21 protein-coding genes are annotated in these 23068 nt (G+C 65.8%); 13 read left to right on the forward strand and 8 right to left on the reverse strand.

Annotation, left to right across the window (positions count from 1 at the left end):
• Positions 1–101: 101 nt before the first annotated feature.
• Both JHC81_RS02725 and JHC81_RS02730 read left to right on the forward strand, forming a co-directional pair.
• Positions 102–980, forward strand: a complete 879-nt coding sequence (locus JHC81_RS02725) for an isoaspartyl peptidase/L-asparaginase family protein (protein ID WP_292170327.1) — start codon at positions 102–104, stop codon at positions 978–980.
• Positions 981–1046: 66 nt separating this feature from the next.
• On the forward strand, positions 1047–1577 hold the full coding sequence (locus JHC81_RS02730; protein WP_292170329.1) for a hypothetical protein: 531 nt from the start codon (positions 1047–1049) through the stop codon (positions 1575–1577).
• A gap of 73 nt (positions 1578–1650) precedes the next feature.
• Here JHC81_RS02730 and acnA read toward each other — a convergent pair whose 3' ends face one another.
• Positions 1651–4395 carry an aconitate hydratase AcnA gene (gene acnA, locus JHC81_RS02735; protein WP_292170332.1) on the reverse strand — a complete coding sequence of 915 codons (2745 nt, stop codon included), beginning with the start codon at positions 4393–4395 and terminating at the stop codon, positions 1651–1653.
• A 269-nt stretch (positions 4396–4664) separates the two neighbouring features.
• On the opposite strand from acnA, the gene JHC81_RS02740 reads away from it, so the two are divergent.
• The gene (locus JHC81_RS02740) at positions 4665–5603 is read left to right on the forward strand and encodes a pirin family protein (RefSeq protein WP_292170334.1); all 939 of its coding nucleotides are present in this window, start codon (positions 4665–4667) and stop codon (positions 5601–5603) included.
• 27 nt (positions 5604–5630) lie between these two features.
• Here the strand turns inward: JHC81_RS02740 and JHC81_RS02745 are convergent, their stop codons facing one another.
• From JHC81_RS02745 to JHC81_RS02755, 3 genes are all read right to left on the reverse strand, one after another.
• Positions 5631–6107 (reverse strand): hypothetical protein, encoded by a 477-nt coding sequence (locus JHC81_RS02745; RefSeq protein WP_292170336.1) that lies wholly within the window; start codon positions 6105–6107, stop codon positions 5631–5633.
• A gap of 106 nt (positions 6108–6213) precedes the next feature.
• Positions 6214–7674 (reverse strand): HAMP domain-containing sensor histidine kinase, encoded by a 1461-nt coding sequence (locus tag JHC81_RS02750; RefSeq protein WP_292170338.1) that lies wholly within the window; start codon positions 7672–7674, stop codon positions 6214–6216.
• Positions 7671–8393: a VTT domain-containing protein gene (locus JHC81_RS02755; protein ID WP_292170339.1), complete on the reverse strand. Its 723-nt coding sequence runs from the start codon at positions 8391–8393 to the stop codon at positions 7671–7673. Before JHC81_RS02755 ends, JHC81_RS02750 begins: the two co-directional genes overlap by 4 nt.
• A gap of 119 nt (positions 8394–8512) precedes the next feature.
• On the opposite strand from JHC81_RS02755, the gene rpmH reads away from it, so the two are divergent.
• The 6 genes from rpmH to JHC81_RS02785 are packed head-to-tail and all read left to right on the forward strand — an operon-like array spanning position 8513 to position 12811.
• Entirely contained in the window at positions 8513–8647 is a 135-nt protein-coding gene (gene rpmH / locus JHC81_RS02760; RefSeq protein ID WP_029414875.1) for a 50S ribosomal protein L34, read from the forward strand.
• Between the two features lie 26 nt (positions 8648–8673).
• Entirely contained in the window at positions 8674–9099 is a 426-nt protein-coding gene (rnpA, locus tag JHC81_RS02765) for a ribonuclease P protein component (RefSeq protein ID WP_292170346.1), read from the forward strand.
• A gap of 5 nt (positions 9100–9104) precedes the next feature.
• Entirely contained in the window at positions 9105–10907 is a 1803-nt protein-coding gene (gene yidC, locus JHC81_RS02770) for a membrane protein insertase YidC (protein ID WP_292170347.1), read from the forward strand.
• Position 10908: 1 nt separating this feature from the next.
• Positions 10909–11550, forward strand: coding sequence for a ribosome biogenesis GTP-binding protein YihA/YsxC (gene yihA / locus JHC81_RS02775; RefSeq protein ID WP_292170349.1), 642 nt, complete (start codon positions 10909–10911; stop codon positions 11548–11550).
• 41 nt (positions 11551–11591) lie between these two features.
• Complete coding sequence (locus JHC81_RS02780) at positions 11592–12554, forward strand: alpha/beta hydrolase (RefSeq protein ID WP_292170351.1); 963 nt, start codon at positions 11592–11594, stop codon at positions 12552–12554.
• 8 nt (positions 12555–12562) lie between these two features.
• Positions 12563–12811, forward strand: coding sequence for a hypothetical protein (locus tag JHC81_RS02785; RefSeq protein ID WP_292170352.1), 249 nt, complete (start codon positions 12563–12565; stop codon positions 12809–12811).
• Positions 12812–12965: 154 nt separating this feature from the next.
• On the opposite strand, the gene JHC81_RS02790 is transcribed toward JHC81_RS02785, so the two are convergent.
• A complete protein-coding gene (locus JHC81_RS02790) occupies positions 12966–13952 on the reverse strand; it encodes an LLM class flavin-dependent oxidoreductase (RefSeq protein ID WP_292170356.1) in 987 nt (328 codons plus the stop codon).
• A gap of 128 nt (positions 13953–14080) precedes the next feature.
• Here JHC81_RS02790 and JHC81_RS02795 point away from each other — a divergent pair, with 128 nt between their 5' ends.
• Together JHC81_RS02795 and JHC81_RS02800 are read left to right on the forward strand one after the other, a co-directional pair.
• Positions 14081–14908, forward strand: a complete 828-nt coding sequence (locus tag JHC81_RS02795; RefSeq protein WP_292170358.1) for a cytochrome b/b6 domain-containing protein — start codon at positions 14081–14083, stop codon at positions 14906–14908.
• Complete coding sequence (locus tag JHC81_RS02800; RefSeq protein ID WP_292170361.1) at positions 14905–15663, forward strand: molybdopterin-binding protein; 759 nt, start codon at positions 14905–14907, stop codon at positions 15661–15663. The genes JHC81_RS02795 and JHC81_RS02800 overlap by 4 nt, the downstream gene beginning before the upstream one ends.
• Positions 15664–15824: 161 nt before the next feature.
• Here JHC81_RS02800 and JHC81_RS02805 read toward each other — a convergent pair whose 3' ends face one another.
• Positions 15825–16874, reverse strand: coding sequence for a ribonucleotide-diphosphate reductase subunit beta (locus JHC81_RS02805; RefSeq protein ID WP_292170366.1), 1050 nt, complete (start codon positions 16872–16874; stop codon positions 15825–15827).
• A gap of 160 nt (positions 16875–17034) precedes the next feature.
• On the reverse strand, positions 17035–17772 hold the full coding sequence (locus JHC81_RS02810; protein ID WP_292170370.1) for a phosphatase PAP2 family protein: 738 nt from the start codon (positions 17770–17772) through the stop codon (positions 17035–17037).
• 213 nt (positions 17773–17985) lie between these two features.
• Between JHC81_RS02810 and JHC81_RS02815 the strand changes: the two genes are divergently transcribed.
• On the forward strand, positions 17986–19947 hold the full coding sequence (locus tag JHC81_RS02815; protein WP_292170382.1) for a ribonucleoside-diphosphate reductase subunit alpha: 1962 nt from the start codon (positions 17986–17988) through the stop codon (positions 19945–19947).
• A 184-nt stretch (positions 19948–20131) separates the two neighbouring features.
• A complete protein-coding gene (locus tag JHC81_RS02820) occupies positions 20132–20989 on the forward strand; it encodes a lipid A-modifier LpxR family protein (protein ID WP_292170372.1) in 858 nt (285 codons plus the stop codon).
• Between the two features lie 102 nt (positions 20990–21091).
• Here JHC81_RS02820 and JHC81_RS02825 read toward each other — a convergent pair whose 3' ends face one another.
• Positions 21092–22855 (reverse strand): gamma-glutamyltransferase family protein, encoded by a 1764-nt coding sequence (locus JHC81_RS02825; protein WP_292170374.1) that lies wholly within the window; start codon positions 22853–22855, stop codon positions 21092–21094.
• Positions 22856–23068: the final 213 nt, after the last annotated feature.

A 23068-nucleotide genomic window follows, 5' to 3' on the forward strand; every position in this document is an offset into this window, starting at 1 on the left:
TCCAGGGCTTGCGCAGGGGAAGGATTGTCGCGCATGGACGGGCGAAACGACGACGATGATCCGGGACGCTAGCGGTCCGGACGACGACAGGGAAGACCCTCATGAGCCATGCCCCGGCCCTCATCCTTCACGGCGGTGCCGGTGCGCGGCGCGAGCGGAACTATGACGCCGAGGTCGTGCATATGCGCCAGGTCGTGGAGGCGATGAAGGCGCGGCTCGACGCCGGTGCCAGTGCGCTGGACGTGGCAGTCGAGGCCGTGGTGATGCTGGAGGATTCCGGCCTCTATGTCGCCGGGCGGGGGGCCTCGCCCAATCTGGCCGGGGCCTATGAACTGGATGCCAGCCTGATGGACGGCGCGACGCGCAAGGCGGGAGCGGTGGCGGCGCTGCAAGGGTTTCGCAATCCGGTCGTGGCCGCCCGGGCGGTGATGGACCGCACACCGCACATCATGCTGGCAGGGGAAGGCGCGGCCCTGTTCGCCCACGATCGGGGGCTGGAGCCGATCGGCGACGAGGCGGCCTGGTTCACGCGGGCCGGTCAGGGTGAGGACAATCATCCGCCAGGGACGCTGAGCCATGGCACGGTCGGCTGCTGCGTTCTGGACATTCAAGGGCGGCTGGCGGCGGCGACCTCGACGGCGGGTGTGTTCGGCAAGATGCCGGGCCGGGTCGGGGACACCCCCATTCCGGCGGCCGGGACCTGGGCCGATGAGCGGACCGCCACCTCCTGCACCGGTCAGGGCGAATATTTCATCCGTGTCGCCGCCGCCGCCCAGGTCGGCTGGCGCGTCGAGGCCGGTCAGCCGCTGGCCGAGGCGACACAGGGTGTCATCGACCAGATCGGCGGCATGGGCGGCGACGGCGGGCTGATCGCCCTGGATCGCGACGGCAACATCGCCGCACCGTTCAACAGCCAAGGCATGAAGCGGGCCTGGCTGACGACCGGAGGTCAGATCGGGGTTGAGGTCTTCGGACGCTGATTACGCCGAATTCACTCGTCAATGAACAGGGTTCGACTAAGTCTTCTGCACGCACAGGAGACCGATATGAAATCCCTCATCACCGCCGTGACCCTTGCGGCGCTTAGCGCCACCGCGGCCTGCGCCCCAGTAATCGAAGGTGGCCCCCCGTTAGCGTTGCCGATCGGGCTTCAGGAGACCGCGCAGATCGGCTCAATCGTCATGTCGTCTGACTGGCTCGACGCTGAGGACGACTTCGCCGACACCTTCAATGAAGAAGTGCATGAAGAGCTCCGCCGCTGCATGTGGGGCACCTCGCCGGTCGATCTTCGGGTCCACATCAACGAGTTGGACCGCGCCAGTCGCTTGGAAACCCTGCTGAACGGAGAGGGCGAGCATTACCTGTCCGGCACCGTGGAGTTCGTCGATCCGGCTCGCAACAATCGGCTACTGGGCCGTTACCCGATCCGGGTTTCGACCAGCGCTCAGGGCCGCGTCGGCGGCCTGCTAGGCGATCGCCAGATGATGGTGTCAGAAGCCTTCGGTCGGGCCGTCTGCGAGGAGGCGTTTGGCCGCAATCCGCGTGATCCCGGCCCGCACAACGCCACCCGGGGCTGAACCGCCCCAGAAATGAAAAAGGCCGGCGGAGCGCTCCGCCGACCTTTTATTATCAACGGCTAGCGCTCGAAGCCTATTCGGCCGCCATCGCTGCAGCTTCATCATTGGCCGGGGCCGGCTGATCTCCACCCGCCAGGTTACGCAGCACATAGGGCATGACGCCGCCGGCCTTGAAGTAGTCCAGCTCGGTCTGGTTATCGATGCGGCAGCGGACCGGGAAGCGGGCCATCTTGCCGTCCGACGGGCGGAACAGCTCGACCCAGATGTCCTGGCGCGGACGCAGGCGACCGATGTTGACGTCGGACAGGCCACGGATCGTCACGATCTCCTCGCCCGTCAGGCCCAGCTTCTGCCAGCCGTCAGCCTTGAACTGCAGCGGCACCACGCCCATTCCGATCAGGTTGGAGCGGTGGATACGTTCGTAGCTTTCGGCCAGGACGGCGCGAACGCCCAGCAGGCGGGTGCCCTTGGCGGCCCAGTCGCGCGACGAGCCGGTGCCGTATTCCTTGCCCGCGAAGACGACCAGCGGACGGCCCTCGGACTGGTAGCGCATGGCCGCGTCGTAGATCGACATGGTGTCGCCCGACGGGAAGTGTTTGGTCACCCCGCCCTCGATGTCCGGCGTGATCTTGTTGCGGATGCGGATGTTGGCGAAGGTGCCGCGCATCATGACTTCATGGTGGCCCCGGCGCGCGCCATAGCTGTTGAAGTCCAGGGCGTCGACGCCGCGGTTGGTCAGATAGACACCGGCGGGCGAGGTCTTCTTGATCGAACCGGCCGGGCTGATGTGGTCTGTGGTGATGCTGTCGCCGAAGATGGCCAGCACGCGGCCTTCGACGATGTCGGTGACCGGCGCGGGCTCCATCGACAGCCCCTCGAAATACGGGGGATTGGCGACGTAGGTGGAGGTGTCTTCCCACTCATAGGTCTGGCCGCCCTCGATCTTGATGGCCTGCCAGTGCTTGTCGCCCTTGAAGACGTCCTTGTAGCGTTTGGCGAACATGGCCGGCGTGACCGACTTCTTCTGGATGGCGGCGATCTCTTCCGAGGTCGGCCAGATGTCCTTCAGGAAGACGTCCTTGCCCTTCTTGTCCTGGCCGATCGGCTGGGTGGTGATGTCGATCCGCATCGAGCCGGCGATGGCATAGGCCACGACCAGCGGCGGCGAGGCCAGGTAGTTGGCTTGAACGTCGGGATTTACCCGTCCCTCGAAGTTGCGGTTGCCGGACAGGACCGAGGTGGCGACGATGCCGTTGTCGTTGATCGTCTTGGAGATGGCCGGATCAAGCGGCCCCGAGTTGCCGATGCAGGTGGTGCAGCCATAGCCGACCAGGTTGAAGCCCAGGGCGTCCAGATCCTTCTGCAGGCCGGCGTCGGTCAGATAGTCGGTGACGACCTGAGATCCGGGGGCCAGCGAAGTCTTCACCCACGGCTTGGCCTTGAGACCCAGGGCGTTGGCCTTACGCGCCACCAGGCCGGCGGCGATCAGAACCGAGGGGTTGGACGTGTTGGTGCAGGAGGTGATGGCCGCGATGACGACGTCGCCGTCACCCACATCGAATTTCTGGCCCTCGACGGCGTAGCGGGGCGCGTCGACCGCACGGCTGAACACATCGGTCAGGGCCGTTTCGAACGACGGCGCGGCGACATCCAGAGCGACCTTGTCCTGCGGACGCTTGGGTCCGGCCAGCGACGGCACGACGGTGGAGATGTCCAGTTCCAGCACGTCGGTGAAGACGGGGTCTTCCGAGGTCTCGTCGATCCACAGGCCTTGAGCCTTGGCATAGGCCTCGACCAAGGCGACACGCGCCTTGTCGCGGCCCGTGGCGGTCAGATAGTCGATGGTGGCGCGACTGACGGGGAAGAAGCCGCAGGTAGCCCCGTATTCCGGGGCCATGTTGGCGATGGTCGCCTGATCCTCGATGGTCAGGCCGCTGACGGCCGGGCCGAAGAATTCGACGAACTTGCCGACCACGCCCTTCTTGCGCAGCATCTGGGTGACGGTCAGCACCAGGTCGGTGGCCGTCGCGCCTTCCGGCAGGGCGCCGGTCAGCTTGAAGCCGATGACTTCGGGGATCAGCATCGGGATCGGCTGGCCCAGCATGGCGGCCTCGGCCTCGATGCCGCCGACGCCCCAGCCCAGAACGGCCAGGCCGTTGATCATCGTCGTGTGACTGTCGGTACCCACCACCGTGTCGGGATAGGCGACGGTCTTCTTGCCCTCGTCTAGGGTCCAGACGGTCTGGGCCAGGTTCTCCAGGTTCACCTGGTGGCAGATGCCGGTGCCGGGGGGCACGACGCGGAAGTTGTTGAAGGCCGACGAACCCCAGCGCAGGAAGTTGTAGCGCTCGATGTTGCGCTCATACTCGCGCTCGACGTTCTGGTTGAAGGCCCCCGGCGTGCCGAAATGGTCGACCATGACGGAGTGGTCGATCACCAGATCGACGGGCACCAGCGGATTGATTTTGGAAGCGTCAGCACCTAGCGCCGACATCGCATCGCGCATGGCGGCCAGATCGACGACAGCGGGGACGCCGGTGAAGTCCTGCATCAGCACGCGGGCCGGACGGAAGGCGATCTCGTGCTCGACCGAGCCCTTGTTGTCGATCCAGGCGGCCACCGCCTTGAGGTCGGCCTCGGTGACGGAAACACCGTCCTCGTTACGCAGCAGGTTCTCCAGCAGCACCTTCATGGAGCGCGGCAGGCGGGAAATCCCGGCCAGACCGGCTTCTTCGGCGGCGGGCAGGCTGTAGTAAGCGTATTTCTTGCGCCCGACGGAAAGGTCCTGACGGGTCTTGAGGCTGTCGTTCGACGGCATGGGATAGTCCTCTTGTAAGGCCGCCCGAGGATCCGGTTGCACGTTCGCGCGATCGACGGCGGGGCGCACAGGTCCCCGACGCGCGCGGCGAACGCCTGCTGCGGCGACGCCGGATATAGCGACGCCAGTGGGGCGCGTCCATGTATCCACGTTTCCAGCAGGGACATTGAGAACGACTATCAAATCCGTAGCCTCGGGCTCGGCATCCCCCGCTTGCGCCCGCCGCAGCGGGGACGCACATTCGGGATGCACACTGGAGGACTGATCCGATGATCGAAATGGTGATCGACGCGCGGCGCAAGGATCTGGGCGGGTTCGAGGTCGGACGCGTGCTGCCGTTTCACAGCCGCCGGATGGTCGGCCCCTTCATCTTCCTGGACCAGATGGGCCCGGCGGAGTTCGCGCCAGGGTCCGAGGCCATAAATGTGCGGCCGCATCCGCATATCGGTCTGTCGACCCTGACCTATCTGTTCGAGGGCGAGATCATGCACCGGGACAATACCGGTGCGACCCAGGCCATTCGTCCGGGAGAGGTCAACTGGATGACCGCCGGCAAGGGCATCGTCCATTCCGAGCGCACCGATCCGCTGAAGAAGGCGACCGGCGGCCCCATGCACGGCATGCAGGCCTGGATCGCCCTGCCGGACGAGGCCGAGGAGGTCGATCCCAGCTTCCATCACCACGGCGAGGCGGATCAGCCCGCCTATGACAACAACGGCCTGTTCGCACGGCTGGTCGCGGGCGAGGCCTACGGGGCCAGGGCGGCGGTGAAGACCTCGTCGCCCCTGTTCTATATCCACTGGGAACTGGCCGAGGGGGTGCGCACCGCGCCACCGCCGGGCAAGAGTTTCGTCGGCTCCGGCGGCTATTCCGAACGCGCCCTCTATATCGCCAAGGGCGAGATCGAAGTCGGCGACCGCACCTTCCAAGAGGGTCAGATGGTCGTGCTGGAACCGAACGCCGAGCCGACCATCAAGGCCATCCGCCCGTCCAGCGTCATGGTCCTGGGCGGCGAACCCGTGGGCGAGCGGCTGATCTGGTGGAATTTCGTTTCGTCCAGCCAGGCCCGGCTGGATCAGGCCAAGGCGGACTGGAAGGCCGGGCGGATGACCCTGCCGGACGAGGACTCTCTGGAGTTCATACCCCTGCCCGACGTGCCGTCGACGCCCGAGCCTGCGCCCAAGCCGGAGCCGACGCATCCGGTCTAGGCCGGGCCTTCAGCGACTCGCCCCCCTTCAGGGCTTGACCCGGCAGTTGCGCCCACCGGCCTGTTCGCAGGCCCGCACACTCTGTTCGTACAGGGCCATGTCGAGCTGATAGCGCTCCTGGGCGGCGGCGTTCTCGGCGGCGATGCGGGCATTGTCGGCCTCGATGCGCGCCGTCTCGGCCTGCCAGGCCTCGCGGGCCGCATCGTTGGAGGCGATGACCGCAGCCTCGGCCTGCGCGGCCGCTTCGTTCCGGGCGACGATGTCGGCATTCAGCCTGCTGGTCGCGGCCACCTCCGCCGGGTCCTGACGGCCGTCAGGGACGGCGCGATAGGTCTCACCGCGCTGGCGCTCCCACTCCTCCGACCCAGGCACGGGCGTGTCGGCCGGAGCGGTGCTCTGGGTAGGCGCGGGTGTCGGTTTCGCCTGCTGGGCAGAAGCCGGAACGCCAGTGACGGCGGCGATCAGGGTAGCCGTGGCGACAATCGATGAAAGCGGACGGGACATGCGGTCTCCTTCAAGTCTTAGCGTGAGGTGGAGTCAAAGCCGGCCCATGGTGAAGGCCTTCGATGCCTCTAAACGCGGACAAGCCTAGCCGGATGCGACGGATGGATCAGTCCGGCAGACGCAGGGCAAAGACCGTCCCCTCAGGCCCGGTCTCGATCAGGTCGAGCGTCCCGCCATGGGCCGTGGCCAGTTCGCGCGAGATGGTCAGGCCCAGACCCGTCCCCTCCGATGCGCGCCCGCTGACGAAGGGATCGAACAGCTGTTCTGACACCTTGGCCGGGATGCCAGGCCCGTCGTCGGCGATGCGGATCAGCCAGCCGTCCGCCTCCTGAACCGCCGTGACCGTCACGGTGCCACGACGCGGTGCCTTGCGTTTCGCGTCGCCCTGGATGGCCTGGCGGGCATTGCGCATCAGATTGACCAGGATGCGATGCAACTGGTCCGGGTCGGCCTGGACGGTTGCCTTGGTCGGCAGGGTCTTGACCAGCTTCACGCCCTCGGCGCTGAGGCCCGCATCCTCGGCGGCGACGTTAATGGCGCTGGCCAGGGGCACGGCAACGCGCTGCGGCGCCGGCTCCTCGCTGCGACCGTACTCCAGCACATTGCGCGATAAGGCTGCGGCGCGGCCCAGGGCGCGCTCCAGCCGGGGCAGGACGCGGGCCACCTCCGGATCGGGCGATTCCGCCAACCGCTCTGAGGCCAGCTGGGCCGAGGTCAGCATGTTACGCAGATCGTGATTGATCTTGGCCACCGCCTCGCCCAGCGCCACCAGACGCGCGCGGGACCGCAGCGATAACCGCACCTCCTCCTGCATACGGGCCAGTTCTCGCTCGACCCGGCCGATCTCGTCATGCCGGCCGCTGGGGGGCTCACCCTCGGCCTCGGGATCGCGGGCGAAACGCTCGATCGACCGGGTGACCCGCCGCAGGGGCTGCAGCACCAGAAAGGCCAGACCGGCGTAGAGCAGAGCGCCTGCCACGATCGACACCAGCAGAGACACCAGCAGGCTGTTCAGCAGGAAGGTGCGCAGTTCGGCCTTCAGGGGCTGGGCCAGGGTCACGATCTCGATGAAGTCGCCGGTGCGATAGCGTGGCCGGGCCTGGACCCGGATCGAGCGGTCCGGATGGCCGAACAGGGTGCGCCACGGGTCGACCAGGCGCGAGACCGGCCGGCTTTCGCGCAGGTCGATCAGGTCCGGCGTCCGCGACAGGTTCGGAGCCTGCAGCAGCAAACGCCGCACGCCCTGATCGCCGACGACCACCGCCTGCACGCCCCCGATGGCCAGCAACTGTTCGGCCGTGTCGTCCTCCACCGCCGAATAGGGCAGGGCCTCGACGGCCACGGAGGCCAGTTCCGCCGACTGCAGCCGATCGGTCAGCCAGCGCTCGTGGAAGCTGGCCGCGCTGGGGGTGATGATCAGGATTTCCACCGCCACAGCAAAGGCCATGGTCAGCAGCATCAGCCGCCGCGCCAGGGCATCCGGCGGGTTCAGCCCCAGCCGACGGCGCAATCCCTCGGGCACCCAGGTCCACAGCCGGGTCGGCGTCTGCGGCACGATCTCCGTCACGTCGCCGCCTTGCGCCCGAGCGCGCCCTGCAGCGCCTTCAGCGCCACAGGCAGGACGACGGCCAGCACGAAGACGCCCGTCATCGGGGCCCAGAACTGGCCGAACAGGGCCTGGAAGTCCGGATCGGGATCAGTGACCAGCAAGGTGTTCAGTCGCGCGCCTATCCAGCAATAGATGGTGTGGGCCGGCAACAGGCCGATCACGGTGGCCACCGTATAGGGCTTCAGCCGCGCCGCCATCACTCCAGCGGCGATATTGATCATATGGAAGGGCACCACGACGGCCAGTCGGCTGGCCAGCACATACCAGAAGGTATCCTTGTCGATGGCGTTGCAGACCTTCTGCATCAGGCCCGCGTCCCGCTCGGCCTTTTCGCGCAGGGACTGACCCAGGGCGGTGCGGGCAACCGCATAGACGATCAGGGCCCCGATGGTGGCGGCGATGGAGGTGGCCACCCCGCCAACCCAGGGTCCGAACAGATAGCCCGCCGTGATGGTCACGAAGAATACACCGGGCACCACGCTGGCTGTCAGGATGGCGAAGACAGCCATCAGGATCAGCAGGCTGACGATATAGTTGTCGGCGGTGAAGGCCCGGAACGCCTGACCGTGGTCGCGGATCGTGTCGAGCGACAGATAGCGATTCCAGCCCATGCCGAAGATCAGCGCGATGACGCCGGCCAGCAGGATCAGGGGGGCAAAGCGTTTCAGACGGTCCATCTTCACTCCAACGCAGACGCATCGGCGTTGACACCGCCTGCCCCTCCGCTTATACGCCCGCCCTTCCCGCGACGGATGCCTTTGTCCGCCGCCTCATTATTCAACGTTGGGAGCCGACCGTGAAGCGGACCTATCAGCCGTCGCGTTTAGTGCGCAAGCGCCGTCACGGCTTCCGTTCGCGGATGGCCACCAAGAACGGCGCAAAGATCGTTGCGCGTCGTCGGGCCAAGGGCCGCAAGCGCCTGACGGCCTGACCCGTCAGGCGTCCGTCTGCGGACGCATGACCGACTTTCCAGATATTGAACGTCTGACTTCGCGGCCCCAGTTTCTGGCGGCCGCGAAAGGCGTTTCAGAGGCACGTGGTGCCGTGGTCGTCCAGCGGCTGGATCGCCGGGACGACAATTCCACCATCCGCCTGGGCTTTACCGCCACCCGCAAGGTCGGTGGCGCGGTCGTACGCAACCGCGCCAAACGCCGTCTCAGGGAGGCCGCACGCGCCCTTGCGCCGCAGTTCGGACGCCCCGGCAGCGACTATGTCTTCATCGCCCGCATGGGCACGGCGGACCGTCCCTGGGACCGTTTGCTTGACGATGTGAAATCGGCGCTTACAAGGCTGGCGACCCCACGGTCGGCGGCTCCGAAGCCGACGACCGCGCCGACCCCGCCCGCGCCCATTCCGCCCGCCACCGCCGGCCAGGATTCCTGATCTCCATGCCTCCCCAGAATAACAGCAAGAACACCATCATCTTCATGGTGATCGCTGGCCTCATGCTCCTGGCCTACAGCTTCTTTGTGATGCAGCCGCAGGCCGAGCGTCAGAAGGCGGCGCGCGCGGCTGCGGAGCAGCAGGCGGCAGCTTCCGGCACAGCAGGCGGAACGGGCGCGACCACCGACAGCGCCCCGGCGTTCATCACGGATCGCGAGCAGGCACGGCGCGCCTTGGGCGACCGCGTGGCGATCAAGACAGAGACGGTGTCCGGTTCGCTCTCGCTGCGTGGCGCGCGTCTGGATGACCTGTATCTGACCAACTACAAGGATACGCTGGCTCCTGGCTCCCCTTCGGTCGAGCTGTTTCGTCCCGAGGGCATGGAGCACAGCTATCAGGCCATTTTCGAATGGCGGGGCAGCAATATCGAAGGGGGTGTCCCTGATCGCAACACGCCGTGGCGGCTGACCCAAGGCACGACCTTGACGCCGACAACGCCCATTACGCTGACCTGGGACAATGGCGCGGGCCTTCGCTTCACACGCCGCATCGCCATCGATAACCAATATCTGTTTACGATCACCGACACGGTCGCCAACTTTACGCCGCGGTCGATCCAGATTGTCCCTTTCGGCAAGGTTGAACGTCAGGGCGTTCCCGACGACCTGGGTCGTAACCAGATCCTGCATGAAGGGGCCATCGGCACCTTCGGAACGGAAGGCAAATACGCCACCACGTCGCTCAAATACGGAGCGTGGGCCAAGAAGCCCGTCCAGGAAGAGGAATCGACGGGCGGCTGGATCGGCATCACCGACAAATACTGGCTTGCCGCACTTATTCCGACACAGACCGAGCAGGTGAAGGCCGAGTTCAGAATCTCGAATCTTCCGGCGGCCGACACCCATTCGGTCAATCTGCAAGGACAGGCCCAGACTATCGCCCCCAATGCCCAGATCAGCGAGACGACCCGCCTGTTCGCCGGGGCCAAGCGCAATGAAATCCTGGCCGGTTACGAGAAGTCGCTGAACCTGCCGCGGTTCATCTATGCGATCGACTGGGGCTTCCTGTTCTTCCTGACCCGCCCGATGTTCCTGATCGTCGAATTCTTCTTCGGCATTCTGGGCAATTTCGGGCTGGCCATCCTGGCGCTGACCCTGGTCGTGCGCCTGATCATGTTCCCTCTGGCCAACAAGAGCTACGAGAGCATGTCGCGTATGCGCACCCTCGCGCCCAAGCTGGAGGAGTTGAAGAAGAAATATCCCGACGATCCGGCCAGCCAGCAGAAGGAAATGATGGCGCTGTATCAGAAGGAGAAGATCAATCCGCTGGCGGGCTGTCTGCCGCTGCTGATCCAGATTCCGTTCTTCTATGCCGTCTACAAGATGCTGACGGTCACCATCGAGATGCGGCATCAGCCCTTCTTCGGCTGGATCCGCGACCTGTCGGCGGCTGACCCCTCGACCATCTGGAACCTGTACGGCCTGATTCCGTGGGATCCGGCGACGGTGCCGCTGATCGGCACCTTCCTGACGACCAACGCCTCGCTCAGCGTGCTGGCGATCGTCTACGGCCTGACCATGTGGCTGCAGATGGCCATGAGCCCGCCGGCGACCGATCCGATGCAGCGCCGCATCTTCCAGTTCATGCCGGTGGTCTTCACCTTCATCATGGCGACCTTCCCGGCGGGCCTGCTGATCTACTGGGCCTGGTCCAACGTTCTGACCATCTTCCAGCAGTACATCATCATGCATCGGCTGAAGTCGGAGAACCCGATCGACACCTTCTTCGCCCGGTTCAAGAAGGCCTGATTTGGAAGACTTCACCCCCGAAGAACTGGAACAGGGCCGTATCCTGTTTGCGCGGCCCGCGACCTTCGTCATGGGCTGCGCCAAGATCGAGCAGTTGCCGGAACCTGACCTGCCGGAGGTGGCCTTTGCGGGTCGGTCCAACGTGGGCAAGTCCAGCCTGATCAACGGCCTGGTCGGCATGCACAAGCTGGCCCGGGCGTCGAATGAGCCGGGCCGCACGCGCGAGGTCAACTTCTTCGATCTGGACGGCAAGATGCGGCTGGTCGACCTGCCCGGCTACGGCTGGGCCAAGGCGTCCAAGACGACGGTCCGCAAGTTCCAGGACCTGGGCCGCGACTATCTGCGCGGGCGGGTGACGCTGAAGCGGGTCTATCTGCTGATCGATAGCCGTCACGGGCTGAAGAAGGTCGACGACGAGGCGCTGGACGCGCTCGATCTGGCCGCCGTCAGCTATCAGATCATCCTGACCAAGGCCGACAAGCTGAAGAAGGGCGAGGCCGACAAGGTACAAGCCGAGACGCTCAAGGCCATCGCCAAACGTCCCGCCGCCTATCCGGCGGTGATCGTGACCTCGGCGGAAAAGGGCGACGGCATGCCCGAGCTGCGCGCCGAGATCATGCGCACGACCGGGGCGGTGCTCTAGGGCTCTTGCGGACTGCGCCCCGCAGTGGTCGGGTGGCGGCCATGCAAACGCGCCTGATCCAGACCGACACCCTCACCCAGTCGATCCTGGAGGCTGGCACTGGCCCGCTGGTCCTGTTCATTCATGGCTTTCCCGAGCTGGGCATCAGCTGGCGCGCCCAGGTCTCGGCCTTTGCCGAGGCAGGCTATCATGCCGTGGCCCCCGACATGCGTGGCTACGGCGGTACCGACAAGCCGGACGATGTCGCAGACTATTCCATCCTGCATCTGGTCGGGGACATGGTCGCCCTGGTGCGGGCGCTGGGCGAGACGCAATGCATCGTCGTGGGCCACGACTGGGGTGCACCCGTGGCCTGGCACTGCGCCCTGTTGCGGCCCGACATGTTCAGGGCGGTGGCGGGGCTGTCGGTGCCGTTCCAGCCGCGTCGACCGGGTGGTCCCCCAACCCCGGCCATGGCCGCCATCGCCAAGCGGGCCGGTCTGGGCGAGCTCTATATCAGCCAGTTCCAGGCTGCGGATGCCCACACCATTTTCGAGGTCGATGTCGCGGCAGGTCTGCGCAAGGGCTTCTATGCCTATGACGGGGCGACGCCGGATGCGCGGCTATCGACCGGCTTCATCCCCGCCGGACAGGACTTCCTGTCAACGGTGGCGGACGATGCGACCCTGCCGCCGTGGATGAGCGCCGAGCATTTTCAGGAGTATGTCGACGCCTTTACGAAGGGTGGCTTCAAGGGGCCGATCGACTGGTACCGCAGCCTGGATCGCAACTGGGCCCTGACGGCGTTTCTGCAAGATCAGCTCATCCTTCAACCGGCGCTCTTCCTCGTCGGCGAGCGCGACCCGGTCCGCCACTATGCGGGCCAGCATGAGGCGGGATTGAAGGACTGGGCCCCAGACCTGCGCGGTTCGCATGTCCTGAGCGGAGCGGGGCACTGGCTTCAGCAAGAGAGGCCCTCCGAGGTCAATGCGTTGCTTCTGGCGTTCCTGGCCGACCTCGACTGAAGGCGCGGATGGATGCGGACCGCGCTGCGGCAACCCAGTTTTCTCGCCTCTCGGCAAAAGCGTTTGGCCAGGCGCACGGCCTGACCCCGTGTCGGCAGACGGGCCTTGCAGCCGCGAACCTGGACGACCCAGTGATCGTCTTCCGGCAGGACTTCATACAGGCGCGGGGCGAGGATGTGTTCCATGCCCGGCAGGATGCGTCCGGCCAGCATAAGGGCGCGATATCGAACAGAGCCGCGCAGATAAGGGCCGCGTAAACATCACCTCTTCCGCTCATCCCGGCGAAAGCCGGGACCCAGAGCTTTGGGTGATGAGAAGAATGTCACCGGACATTTCGCCAGTCCTGAAACACTGGCGTCTCGCTGGACAGGACTGGATCCCGGCTTTCGCCGGGATGAGCGGTATTTAAGTTCAGAGTCCGGCCACCGCCTCGGCCGTGATTTCCAGGCTGCGGATGCGGTCGTTCAGGTCGAAGACCATGCCGGTCACCATGACCTCGTCCACGTCGGTCTGATGGGCGAAGGCGGCCAGCTTGTCGCGGACCGTGTCCCGTCCACCGATGGCGGCATAGGTCAGGCGGCTCTGGACCGCCGCGATCTGGCGGGCGTCCAGCACGGTCGTGATGTCATCCACTGGCGGTTTGACCCGACCCGGCTTGCCCGTGACCACGGCGGCAAAGGCCTGCTGCATGCTGGTGGAAAGGCGCAGGGCCGCGGCATCCGTCTCAGCGGCGAAGACATTGATCACCGCCAGACTGTGCGGTTCGCTGAGAACCTTCGAAGGGCGGAAACCGGCGCGATAGGTTTGCAGGGCCTGCATCAGCAACTCGGGCGCGAAATGGCTGGCGAAGGCAAACGGCAGGCCCAGATGAGCAGCCAGTTCGGCGCTGAACAGGCTGGAGCCCAAAAGCCAGATCGGCACCTTCGTGCCCGCGCCCGGCCAGGCCGTGACCCGCTGGCCGTCGACGGGATCGTCCAGAAAGGCCTGAAGCTCCAGCACGTCGCGCGGAAACTGGTCAGCCGCCTCGAAATAGCGGCGCAGGGCACGGGCCGTCTCGCCGTCCGTGCCGGGCGCGCGGCCCAGGCCCAGATCGATGCGGTCGGGATAGAGGGAGGCCAGGGTGCCGAACTGTTCGGCGATCACCAGCGGCGGATGATTGGGCAGCATGATCCCGCCTGAGCCGACGCGGATCGTCTTCGTCGCCCCTGCCACATGGCCGATCACCACGGCGGTGGCCGAGCTGGCGATACCCGGCATGTTGTGATGCTCGGCCAGCCAGAACCGCTTGAACCCCAGCCGGTCGGCGGCCTGGGCGTAGGCGGTGGTTTCGGCAAGCGCACGCGAGGCGTCGCCGCCCTCCACAATGGGCGACAGGTCCAGCACTGAGAAATCGGTCATGGACCTCAGATCGGGTCGAGGGCGTTGTCAATCAAGACCCACGCGTCCGCCTGCTCTTCCTGCATTGCCTCAGTCAGGCTGTCGTGAGAGGTTGCGTTGACGTCCTCCAGGGCGGGAGCGTGGCCAGAATGACCGAAGTCACGACCGACAGCGCAGCGACTGCAAGCGCGCGGCAGTATCCAGACGCCTTGGCCGACAAACCCTTGGGCCGGGGCCGCACCCTGACCTGGCGGCATCCGGTCTGGGTGCGGATCACCCACTGGCTGAACGTCGTGGCGGTGGTCGTGCTGATCATGAGCGGGCTGAACATCCTGGCCGCGCATCCGCATCTGTACTGGGGGCTGACCTCGACCTTCGCCGATCCCTGGGTCAGCACGCCAAGGGTGCCGAACTGGCTGCTGATCCCGCAGGGGCGGAATTTGGCCGAGGCGCGGAACTATCACTTCCTGTTCGCCTGGATCTTCGTGATCAACGGCCTGATCTATCTGGGCTTCGGTCTGATCACGCGGCGGTTCGGGCGGCGGCTGGCGCCCACGGCGGCGGACCTGAAGGGTATCGGCGCTTCCGTGGTCGAGCATGCGCGGTTTCGTTTCCCCACCGACGACCACGCCCGCACCTATAATGTGATCCAGAAGCTGACCTATCTGGCCATGATCGTGATCGTCCTGCCGATGATGCTGATCACCGGCCTGTCGATGTCCCCGGGGTTCAATGCCATTGGCGGCATATTGCTGGAGATCATGGGCGGGCGGCAATCGGCCCGCACCTTGCATTTCATCTCGGCGGCCCTGATCGTCGGCTTCATCGTCATCCATGTCGGTCTGGTGATCTGGACGGGGCTTTTCAACAACATGCGGGCCATGATCACGGGCTGGTTCGTGATCGAGCCACCCGGATCGGTGGCCGGGCCCGGCGGACGGCGCAAGGCCTCGGACGACGCGGGAGAACCCTCATGAACCGCCGACACTGGCTGACCGGAGCGGCCGCGACCCTTCTGGCCTCGGCCCTGTCGGCCTGCGACCAGGCGCGGATCAGCCTGGCCGAACAGGCGCGGCGCATGGGCGAGGGCCTGACCCGACGGGCCCAACGGCTGGTGATCCCCCGCGACGCTCTGGCCCCGACCTATGACCGTTCGCAAATCTCGCCGGACTTTCGGGCCAACGGTTCGATCGATCCGGCGGCGGCGGACTATGTCGCGCTGAAGACGGGCGGTTTTGCCGACTACCGGCTGATCATCGACGGCCTGGTCGGGCGGCCCCTGTCGCTGTCGCTGGCCGATCTGCGCAGCCGCCCGGCCCAGAGCCAGATCACCAAGCATGACTGCGTCGAGGGCTGGACCTCCATCGGGGAATGGACGGGCGTGCGGCTGGAAACCCTGCTGGACGAGGCGGGCCTGAAGCCCGAGGCCCGATACATCGTCTTCCACTGTTTCGACGCCCTGGATCAGACCGAGGGCGGCGACCGCTATTATGAAAGCATCGATCTGATCGACGCCCGCCACCCCCAGACGATCCTGGCCTATGCCATGAACGGCCAGACCCTGCCCGTTCCGCACGGAGCCCCCTTGCGCCTGCGGGTCGAACGCCAGCTGGGCTACAAACACGCAAAATATATCCGGCGCATCGAGGCGGTCGAAAGCTTCGCCCATATCGGGGGCGGCAAGGGCGGTTATTGGGAAGACCGCGGCTATGAGTGGTACGCGGGGATCTAGATACCCTCTCCCGGCGGGAGAGGGCTTGAGCCTCTGAGAGCGCAGCGATCAGTTCAGGCGAAAGGGTGAGGGGTTACCGTGCCGCGGACTTCAAGCACCGTAACCCCTCATCCGACGGGGCTCCGCCCCGCCACCTTCTCCCGAAGGGAGAAGGAACACCTTCAGCCGATGACGCCACTCATGTCGCGGCGGGCCATCATGCGGTCGAACTCGCCCCAGACGCCTTCGGCACCGTGCCACTGCCCCTGGGTCGCTGCCTTGGAATATTCCGTGGCGCGGGCCTCGAAGAAGTTGGCGTGTTCGACGCCTGACAGCAGCGACTGAAGCCAGGGCAGCGGGTTCTCGCGCGACCCGCCGTACAGTTCCGGCAGGTCCAGCTGACGCAGGCGCCAGTCGGCGATGAAGCGGATGTATTTCTTGATGTCCTCGGGCGTCATGCCCTGGACCTCGCCCGCCTCGAAGGCCAAGTCGATGAACTTGTCTTCCAGCTTCACCACCGTCTCGCAGCACTGGACGATGTCGTCGGCCACGGCCTTGGTGACCACGCCGGTTTCCTTGTTGAAGGCATGGTACAGCTTGATGATGCCCTCGCAGTGCAGGCTCTCGTCGCGCACCGACCAGGACACGATCTGGCCCATGCCCTTCATCTTGTTGAAGCGCGGGAAGTTCATCAGCATGGCGAAGCTGGCGAACAGCTGCAGCCCCTCGGTGAAGCCGCCGAACATGGCGAGCGTCCGGGCGATGTCCGCCTCGGTTTCCACACCGAACTCCTGCATGAAGTCATGCTTGTCGCGCATGGCCTCGTATTCCATGAAGGCCCCGAACTCGCTCTCGGGCATGCCGATGGTTTCCAGCAACAGGGCATAGGCCGCGATGTGGATGGTCTCCATGTTGGCGAAGGATGACAGCATCATCTTCACCTCGGTCGGTTTGAACACCCGGCCATATTTTTCCATGTAGTTGTCGGCGACCTCGATGTCGGACTGGGTGAAGAAGCGGAAGATCTGCGTCAGCAGGTTGCGCTCCTTGTCGTTCAGGTTCGCGGCCCAGTCCTTGCAGTCCTCGCCCAGCGGCACCTCTTCGGGCATCCAGTGGACCTGCTGCTGCTTCTTCCACATGTCGAAGGCCCACGGATAGCGGAACGGCTTGTAGGCGGCCGACGGGGTCAGCAGGCCGGGGCGGGCAGGCTTGATGATGGTGTGGGCGTTCATCGGGCGACTCGCGAAACCGGAGAGAAGGACAGGCCCTAACCATGCGGCCAGATGCGCCGGGTGCCAAGTCGAATTGCGGCTATTTAGCGATCACTTTGTCGCACAACGCTAGATGTGGTGTTCCCGCCGCAGTTTCGTGGGGAGAAGCCTGGGGATGGTCTCAGGGCGCGACATCATCTTGCAAGGGAGAGTGATGCGCGATCTGGCGGCGTTCCACCGCATAGGCGACCAGCCACAGCGCCATGGCCCAGGCCGCACCGATGCTCCAACCCGCCAGGACGTCGGACGCCCAGTGCGCCCCCAGATAGACCCGGGTCGTTCCGATCAACAGGGCGATGACGATGGCCGCGCCCAGCACGAAGGCCTTCACATGGCGGCGGGGGAAGGCGCGGGTCAGCATGACGCCCAGGCTGAGATAGAAGACGGTGGCCAGAAGCGCATGGCCCGACGGGAAGCTGGCATTGATCGTCTCCACCGCCTGAAAGGCTGCAGGGGGGCGTTCACGCTCGAAGATCGCCTTCAGCCCTTCGCTCAGCGCCACGCCACCCGCCAGGCCGACCACGAGCAACAGGGCCGACAGCCGTTTGCGATGGATCAGCAGAAAGACGATGGCGATGGTCGCGAACAGCGCCAGCACCGAGATGCCGCCCAGGGACGTCAGATCGGCCGCCGCCTCCTTCATCCACCAGGGCCCGCGCGGTTCGCCCGCCACGGGCTGAACCCAGTTCAGGATCGACTGGTCGAAGGCCTGGCCGTCGGCCTCGGTCATGTCGTCCGCCAGTTCGACGAAGGTCATGACGCCCAGGGCGATGATGAAGAGCGCACTGACGGCCGCGATTTCGGCACGGGCGATGCGCAGGGCGCGGCGGAAAAAGGTCACGGTCTGGTCTGCAGTCATGGCGCCCCAACGGTCACGCTTGCGAGACGTTCCCGCTCACGGTTTCGTGATCTCGATCCGCCTGCCCTGTCACGCCGTCGTCGCGGCCTGTCCACAGGCTCATCCCCTGTCATCGATACGATTCGCCCAGAAAGTGATCGTCAACCCCGTTGACGGCTCGTTAGCCATCTGTGCCCTATATGTGGGTTGGGGAAGCGAAGGGGCCACTAGATGATGTGGTCCTTGGCGCGGTTGACGATCAATCAGAAGTTCAGGGCGAATACGATCATGGCCGGCGGCGAAGCGTTGAAGACAGTGGAATTGCAGTCGGTTATCGACGCGCGGGCTCTCGCCGAACAGGCGGGTCGACCCCATTTGTCGGTCGTGCCCTCCATCCAGATCGATCGGTCGCGCGACGACCTGCTGACCGACTTCGGCAAGAAGACGCTGGAGGACCGCTATCTGCTGCCCGGCGAGTCGTACCAGGACATGTTCGCCCGCGTTTCGACGGCCTTCGCCGACGACGAGAGCGTCAATCCGGGCCATGCCCAGCGCGTCTATGACTATATGTCCCGGCTGTGGTTCATGCCCTCGACGCCCGTGCTGTCGAACGGCGGCGCGGCGCGCGGCCTGCCCATCTCCTGCTTCCTGAACGCGGTCGGCGACAGCCTGGATGGCATCCAGAGCGTTTGGAACGAGAATGTGGCCCTGGCCTCCAACGGCGGCGGCATCGGCACCTACTGGGGCGGCGTCCGCTCCATCGGCGAAAAGGTGAAGGGTGCGGGCCAGACCTCGGGCATCATCCCCTTCATCCGCGTGATGGACAGTCTGACCCTGGCGATTTCGCAAGGCTCGCTGCGTCGCGGTTCGGCGGCCGTCTATCTGGACGTCCACCACCCCGAGATCGAAGAGTTCCTGGAGATCCGCAAACCCTCGGGCGACTTCAACCGAAAGTCCCTGAACCTGCACCACGGCATCAACATCACCGACGCCTTCATGGAGGCGGTCCGCGACGGCAAGACCTTCGACCTGGTCTCGCCCAAGAACCAGGAGGTCATGAAGACCGTCGATGCCCGCAGCCTGTGGCAGAAGATCCTGGAAATCCGCCTGCAGACCGGCGAGCCCTATCTGATTTTCTCCGACACCGTGAACCGCCAGATGCCGCAGCATCAGCGCGACCTGGGCCTGTCGGTCAAACAGTCGAACTTGTGCAGCGAGATCATGCTGCACACCGGCCGCGACCACCTGGGCGTGGACCGGACGGCCGTCTGCTGCCTGTCGTCAGTCAATGCCGAGATGTTCCTGGAGTGGCGCGAGGAGCCCCGCTTCATCGAGGACATCATGCGCTTCCTGGACAATGTCCTGGAAGATTTCATCACCCGCGCCCCGCCCGAAATGAAGGCCGCCGTCTATTCGGCGCGTCGCGAGCGTTCGGTGGGTCTGGGCCTGATGGGTTTTCACTCCTTCCTGCAGTCGCAGGGCGTGGCGTTCGAAAGCGCCATGGCCAAGTCGTGGAATATGCGCCTGTTCAAACACCTGCGCCGCGAGGCCGACAAGGCCAGCCGCCTGCTGGCCGAAGAGAAGGGCCCCTGCCTGGATGCCGAAGAGCGCGGCGTGATGGAGCGGTTCAGCCACAAGCTGGCCATCGCCCCGACCGCCTCGATCAGCATCATCTGCGGCGGTACCAGCGCGGGTATCGAGCCGATCCCGGCCAACATCTATACGCACAAGACCCTGTCGGGCTCGTTCGCCGTCAAGAACCCCTATCTGGAGCGTCTTCTGGACGGCAAGGGCATCAATACCGAGGCCGTCTGGAACTCGATCCTGGAGAACGAAGGCTCGGTCCAGCATCTGGACTCCCTGGACGAGGACGAGAAGGGCATCTTCAAGACCGCCTTCGAACTGGACCAGCGCTGGATCGTCGAACTGTCGGCCGACCGCTCGCCGGAAATCTGCCAGGCCCAGTCGATCAACCTGTTCATCCCGGGCGACGTGAACAAATGGGACCTGCACATGCTGCATTGGAAGGCATGGGAGACCGGCGTGAAGTCGCTCTATTACCTGCGCTCCAAGTCGGTGCAGCGCGCGGCCTTCGCTGGGGCCGAGGACAAGGTCGAGGCCGAGGTCGATCCCAATCAGCCCGACCTCTTCAGCGCCGCCCGTACCGACTACGACGAGTGCCTGGCCTGCCAGTAGGCTGATCTATCCTCTGCGGCCGTCGAACGGCGGTCGCAGGGGAACTCCGCCACATCCCGGACGTTCGACCGCCAGATATGTGGCGTGTGAAGTCTGTTGGCGAATGCGATCCTATGGTGCAGGGTCGAAGCGTTGACGGACTGGGGAGGTCCCGTTGATGCGGAAAACGACGATCTTTTCAGCGATGACCGCTGCGGCCTTGGCCTTAGCTTGCGCGGGCACGACGACCGTTGCCACCGCTCAGGACACGGTTCGGCTGGCAGACCCGTTCGCGGGTACCGAAGCCCGACCTGCCACGGTTTCCGATCTCCTGACCCGGCTGGAGCGCAGCGGCTCCGTTGCCGCCTTCGACGCCCCCGTCACCGATATCGAACCCCGCTGGGTCGCCGCCGTATCACGCAGCGACCGCGCCGAGCCGAGGGCGGTGTCAGAGCGTGACGTATGGTTCTCTGGTGGCGGTTTCGACGATCGTCTGCGTCTGCGCACTGAAGGCTCCATCCGCAGGGCGGACGGCGCGCCCGTGCCGCCGGGGCCGCTAGACCGCGCGGGCTGGGATACCGAACACTATGACGTCTCCTATGTGCGCGGCTGGACGGAGACTCTGGGTCGGACCGGTTCGGGCCTGGACGTTACCCTGACACCGCACGTGGGCGTAGGCGTCGGCAGCCGGGGCAACTCCACCGAGGCCGGGGCCACCCTGAAGATCGGCCGCAACCTCGATCGCCTTGTCCCCGAAGGCAGCGAAGCTTTCGGTGAGCGGCCCCGCTGGTATGTCTATGCCGCCGGTTCGGGCCGCGCGGTCGGCTATAACTTCGCGCGCACCCGTGACGGCGACTATGCCCGCTCGGGCGTCAGCCACGACAGCGGCAACTTCCTCGGCGACGCCTCGATCGGTGTGGCCATGCGCAAAGGGGCCGTGCAGGGTTCGCTGGGCCTCGTGTACCGCGAGATCGAGACCGAGGGCCTGCGCGCCGGCAATGGCGTGGACACCGATGTGTCCGAGGGCGTCATCGCCTTCCAGCTGTCGATCAAGCCTGAATAGGAATGAGGGACGAGGTTCTAGGGACGAGGGACTAAGGTCTACCGCGCACGACCAACACTCAATATGCCATAGCCCTCGTCCCTAGTCCCTAGTCCCTAGTCCCTAGAACCTCACAACCCCTTCCCGCCGGTTGTCCGCGCCGCCGTCCCAGCCCCAGCCGTCCGCACCCTGACGCCACAGGCCACCATGCAGGCCGGAGTTCTCGCTGGCATTGGGGCGGATGACGATGCCCTCTGCGGCCATGCCTTCGCGGACCTCCGCCGGGAAGCGCTCTGTGTCCGCCCCGAACCCGTCACCCTTGGCCACCAGATTGGGCAGGTCGAACGCCGCCTGAACCGGCATACTCCAGTCCAGCACGGCGATCAGCGCCTTGGCATTATAGGCCAGGATCGAGGAGCCGCCAGGCGACCCCAGGGCCCCGATCAGACGGCCCTGCTGGTCCAGGATGATCACCGGCGACATGGACGAACGCGGCCGCTTGCCCGCCGCCACCGCATTGGCCGCAGGCTGGCCGTCTTCGCGCACCGGCTCGAACGAGAAATCCGTCAGCTGGTTGTTGAGGAAGAACCCTGCCGCCATCCGGCCCGAGCCAAAGATGCTCTCTACGGTCGTGGTCATGCTGACCGCATTGCCCGCCGCATCGACAATCACGAAATGCGAGGTACCCGCCGGTTCGCGCGTGGCATCCGGCCCTGCGAAAACGCCGCCCGGCGGTGTCCCCGGCTCGGCCGCCCCCGTCAGCCCCGGTGCCAGCGCCGCCCGCTCGGCCACATAGCCGGCGTCCAGCAGACCTTGTACCGGCACGCCGACGAAGGCCGGATCCCCGACATAGCGGTCGCGGTCGGCATACATCAGCCGCTGCAGCTGGGCGAAGGCCACCCAGGCCTCGGCGTCCTCAGGCCTGCCGTTGATCGCCGGTGTGCGCTCGGCCATGGCCAGCAACTGCAGGACCGCCACCCCGCTGGACGGCGGCGGCGGCACGCAGATCACATAGACCCGGTAAGGGCGGCACAGGGCCCCACGCTCGATCGGCTCATAGGCGGCGATGTCGGCCGTCGTCAGCGCGCCCGGCCGCGGCCCCTCGGCGACCGTGGCGGCGATCTCCTCCGCGATCCGCCCGCGATAGAAGACCTCAGGCCCGCCCGCCGCCAGCTCCGCCACCGTCCGGGCATAGGCCGGGTTCGTCAGTGTATCGCCGGCCACCAGCCGCTGCCCGTCCGGCCTGGTGAAATAGGCCGTGGCCCAACGCGAGCGCGCCTGGCCGCGTGGCTGGGCGATCATTCCGGCCAGGCGAGGACTGACCACAAAGCCTTCGCGGGCCAGACGCTCGGCATCGCCGAACAGGGCGCTCCAAGGCAGGGCCCCATGCTCGGCCTGCGCCATGCCCAGCATCGCCACCACCCCTGGCGCGCCCGTCGATCGCCCGCTCAGAACCGCATCGGCAAAGTTCAGGGGGCGTCCATTCTCATAGAACAGTTCCGGCGTCGCTGCCGCCGGGGCCGTTTCGCGCCCGTCATAGCTGGTGACCTCGCCCGTCTCCGCGTCGAACACCATCATGAAGGCCCCGCCGCCCAAGCCCGACGACTGCGGCTCGACCAGGCCCAGCACCGCCTGCACCGCTACGGCCGCATCGACGGCCGAGCCGCCTTCGCGCAGGATCTTCATGCCTGCCTCGACCGCCAGTGGATTGGCAGCCGACACGAATGGCCCTCGCGCCTGGGGCATGGCTGTTGAGACGGGCGCAGCCTCGACCGCGGCGGCACCATCCTGCGTGGACCGCCCGGCGTCGCTCGCACAGGCCGCGAGCCCGAACGCGAGGGCCGCGACGGCCAGGGGCCTGAACAGTCGGAACACGGAGGATGGCATCAGGCACTCGCAGCGGCGACCGGGGGAGGTTCGCTCCAACTTGGCGTGTGCGTCGGCGCTTAGAAACCCCCCGCCGGAAACTTGCCGCGAAAACCGCGCCAAACCCCTTGCCCCCTGCCCCGGCCTCCGCTAGGAAGCCGCCTCGCCGTTCGCGGCCATGCGCGCCCGTAGCTCAGCTGGATAGAGCATCAGACTACGAATCTGAGGGTCGGA

It is taken from the genome of Brevundimonas sp. (assembly GCF_016463295.1).
Taxonomy (GTDB): Bacteria; Pseudomonadota; Alphaproteobacteria; order Caulobacterales; family Caulobacteraceae; genus Brevundimonas.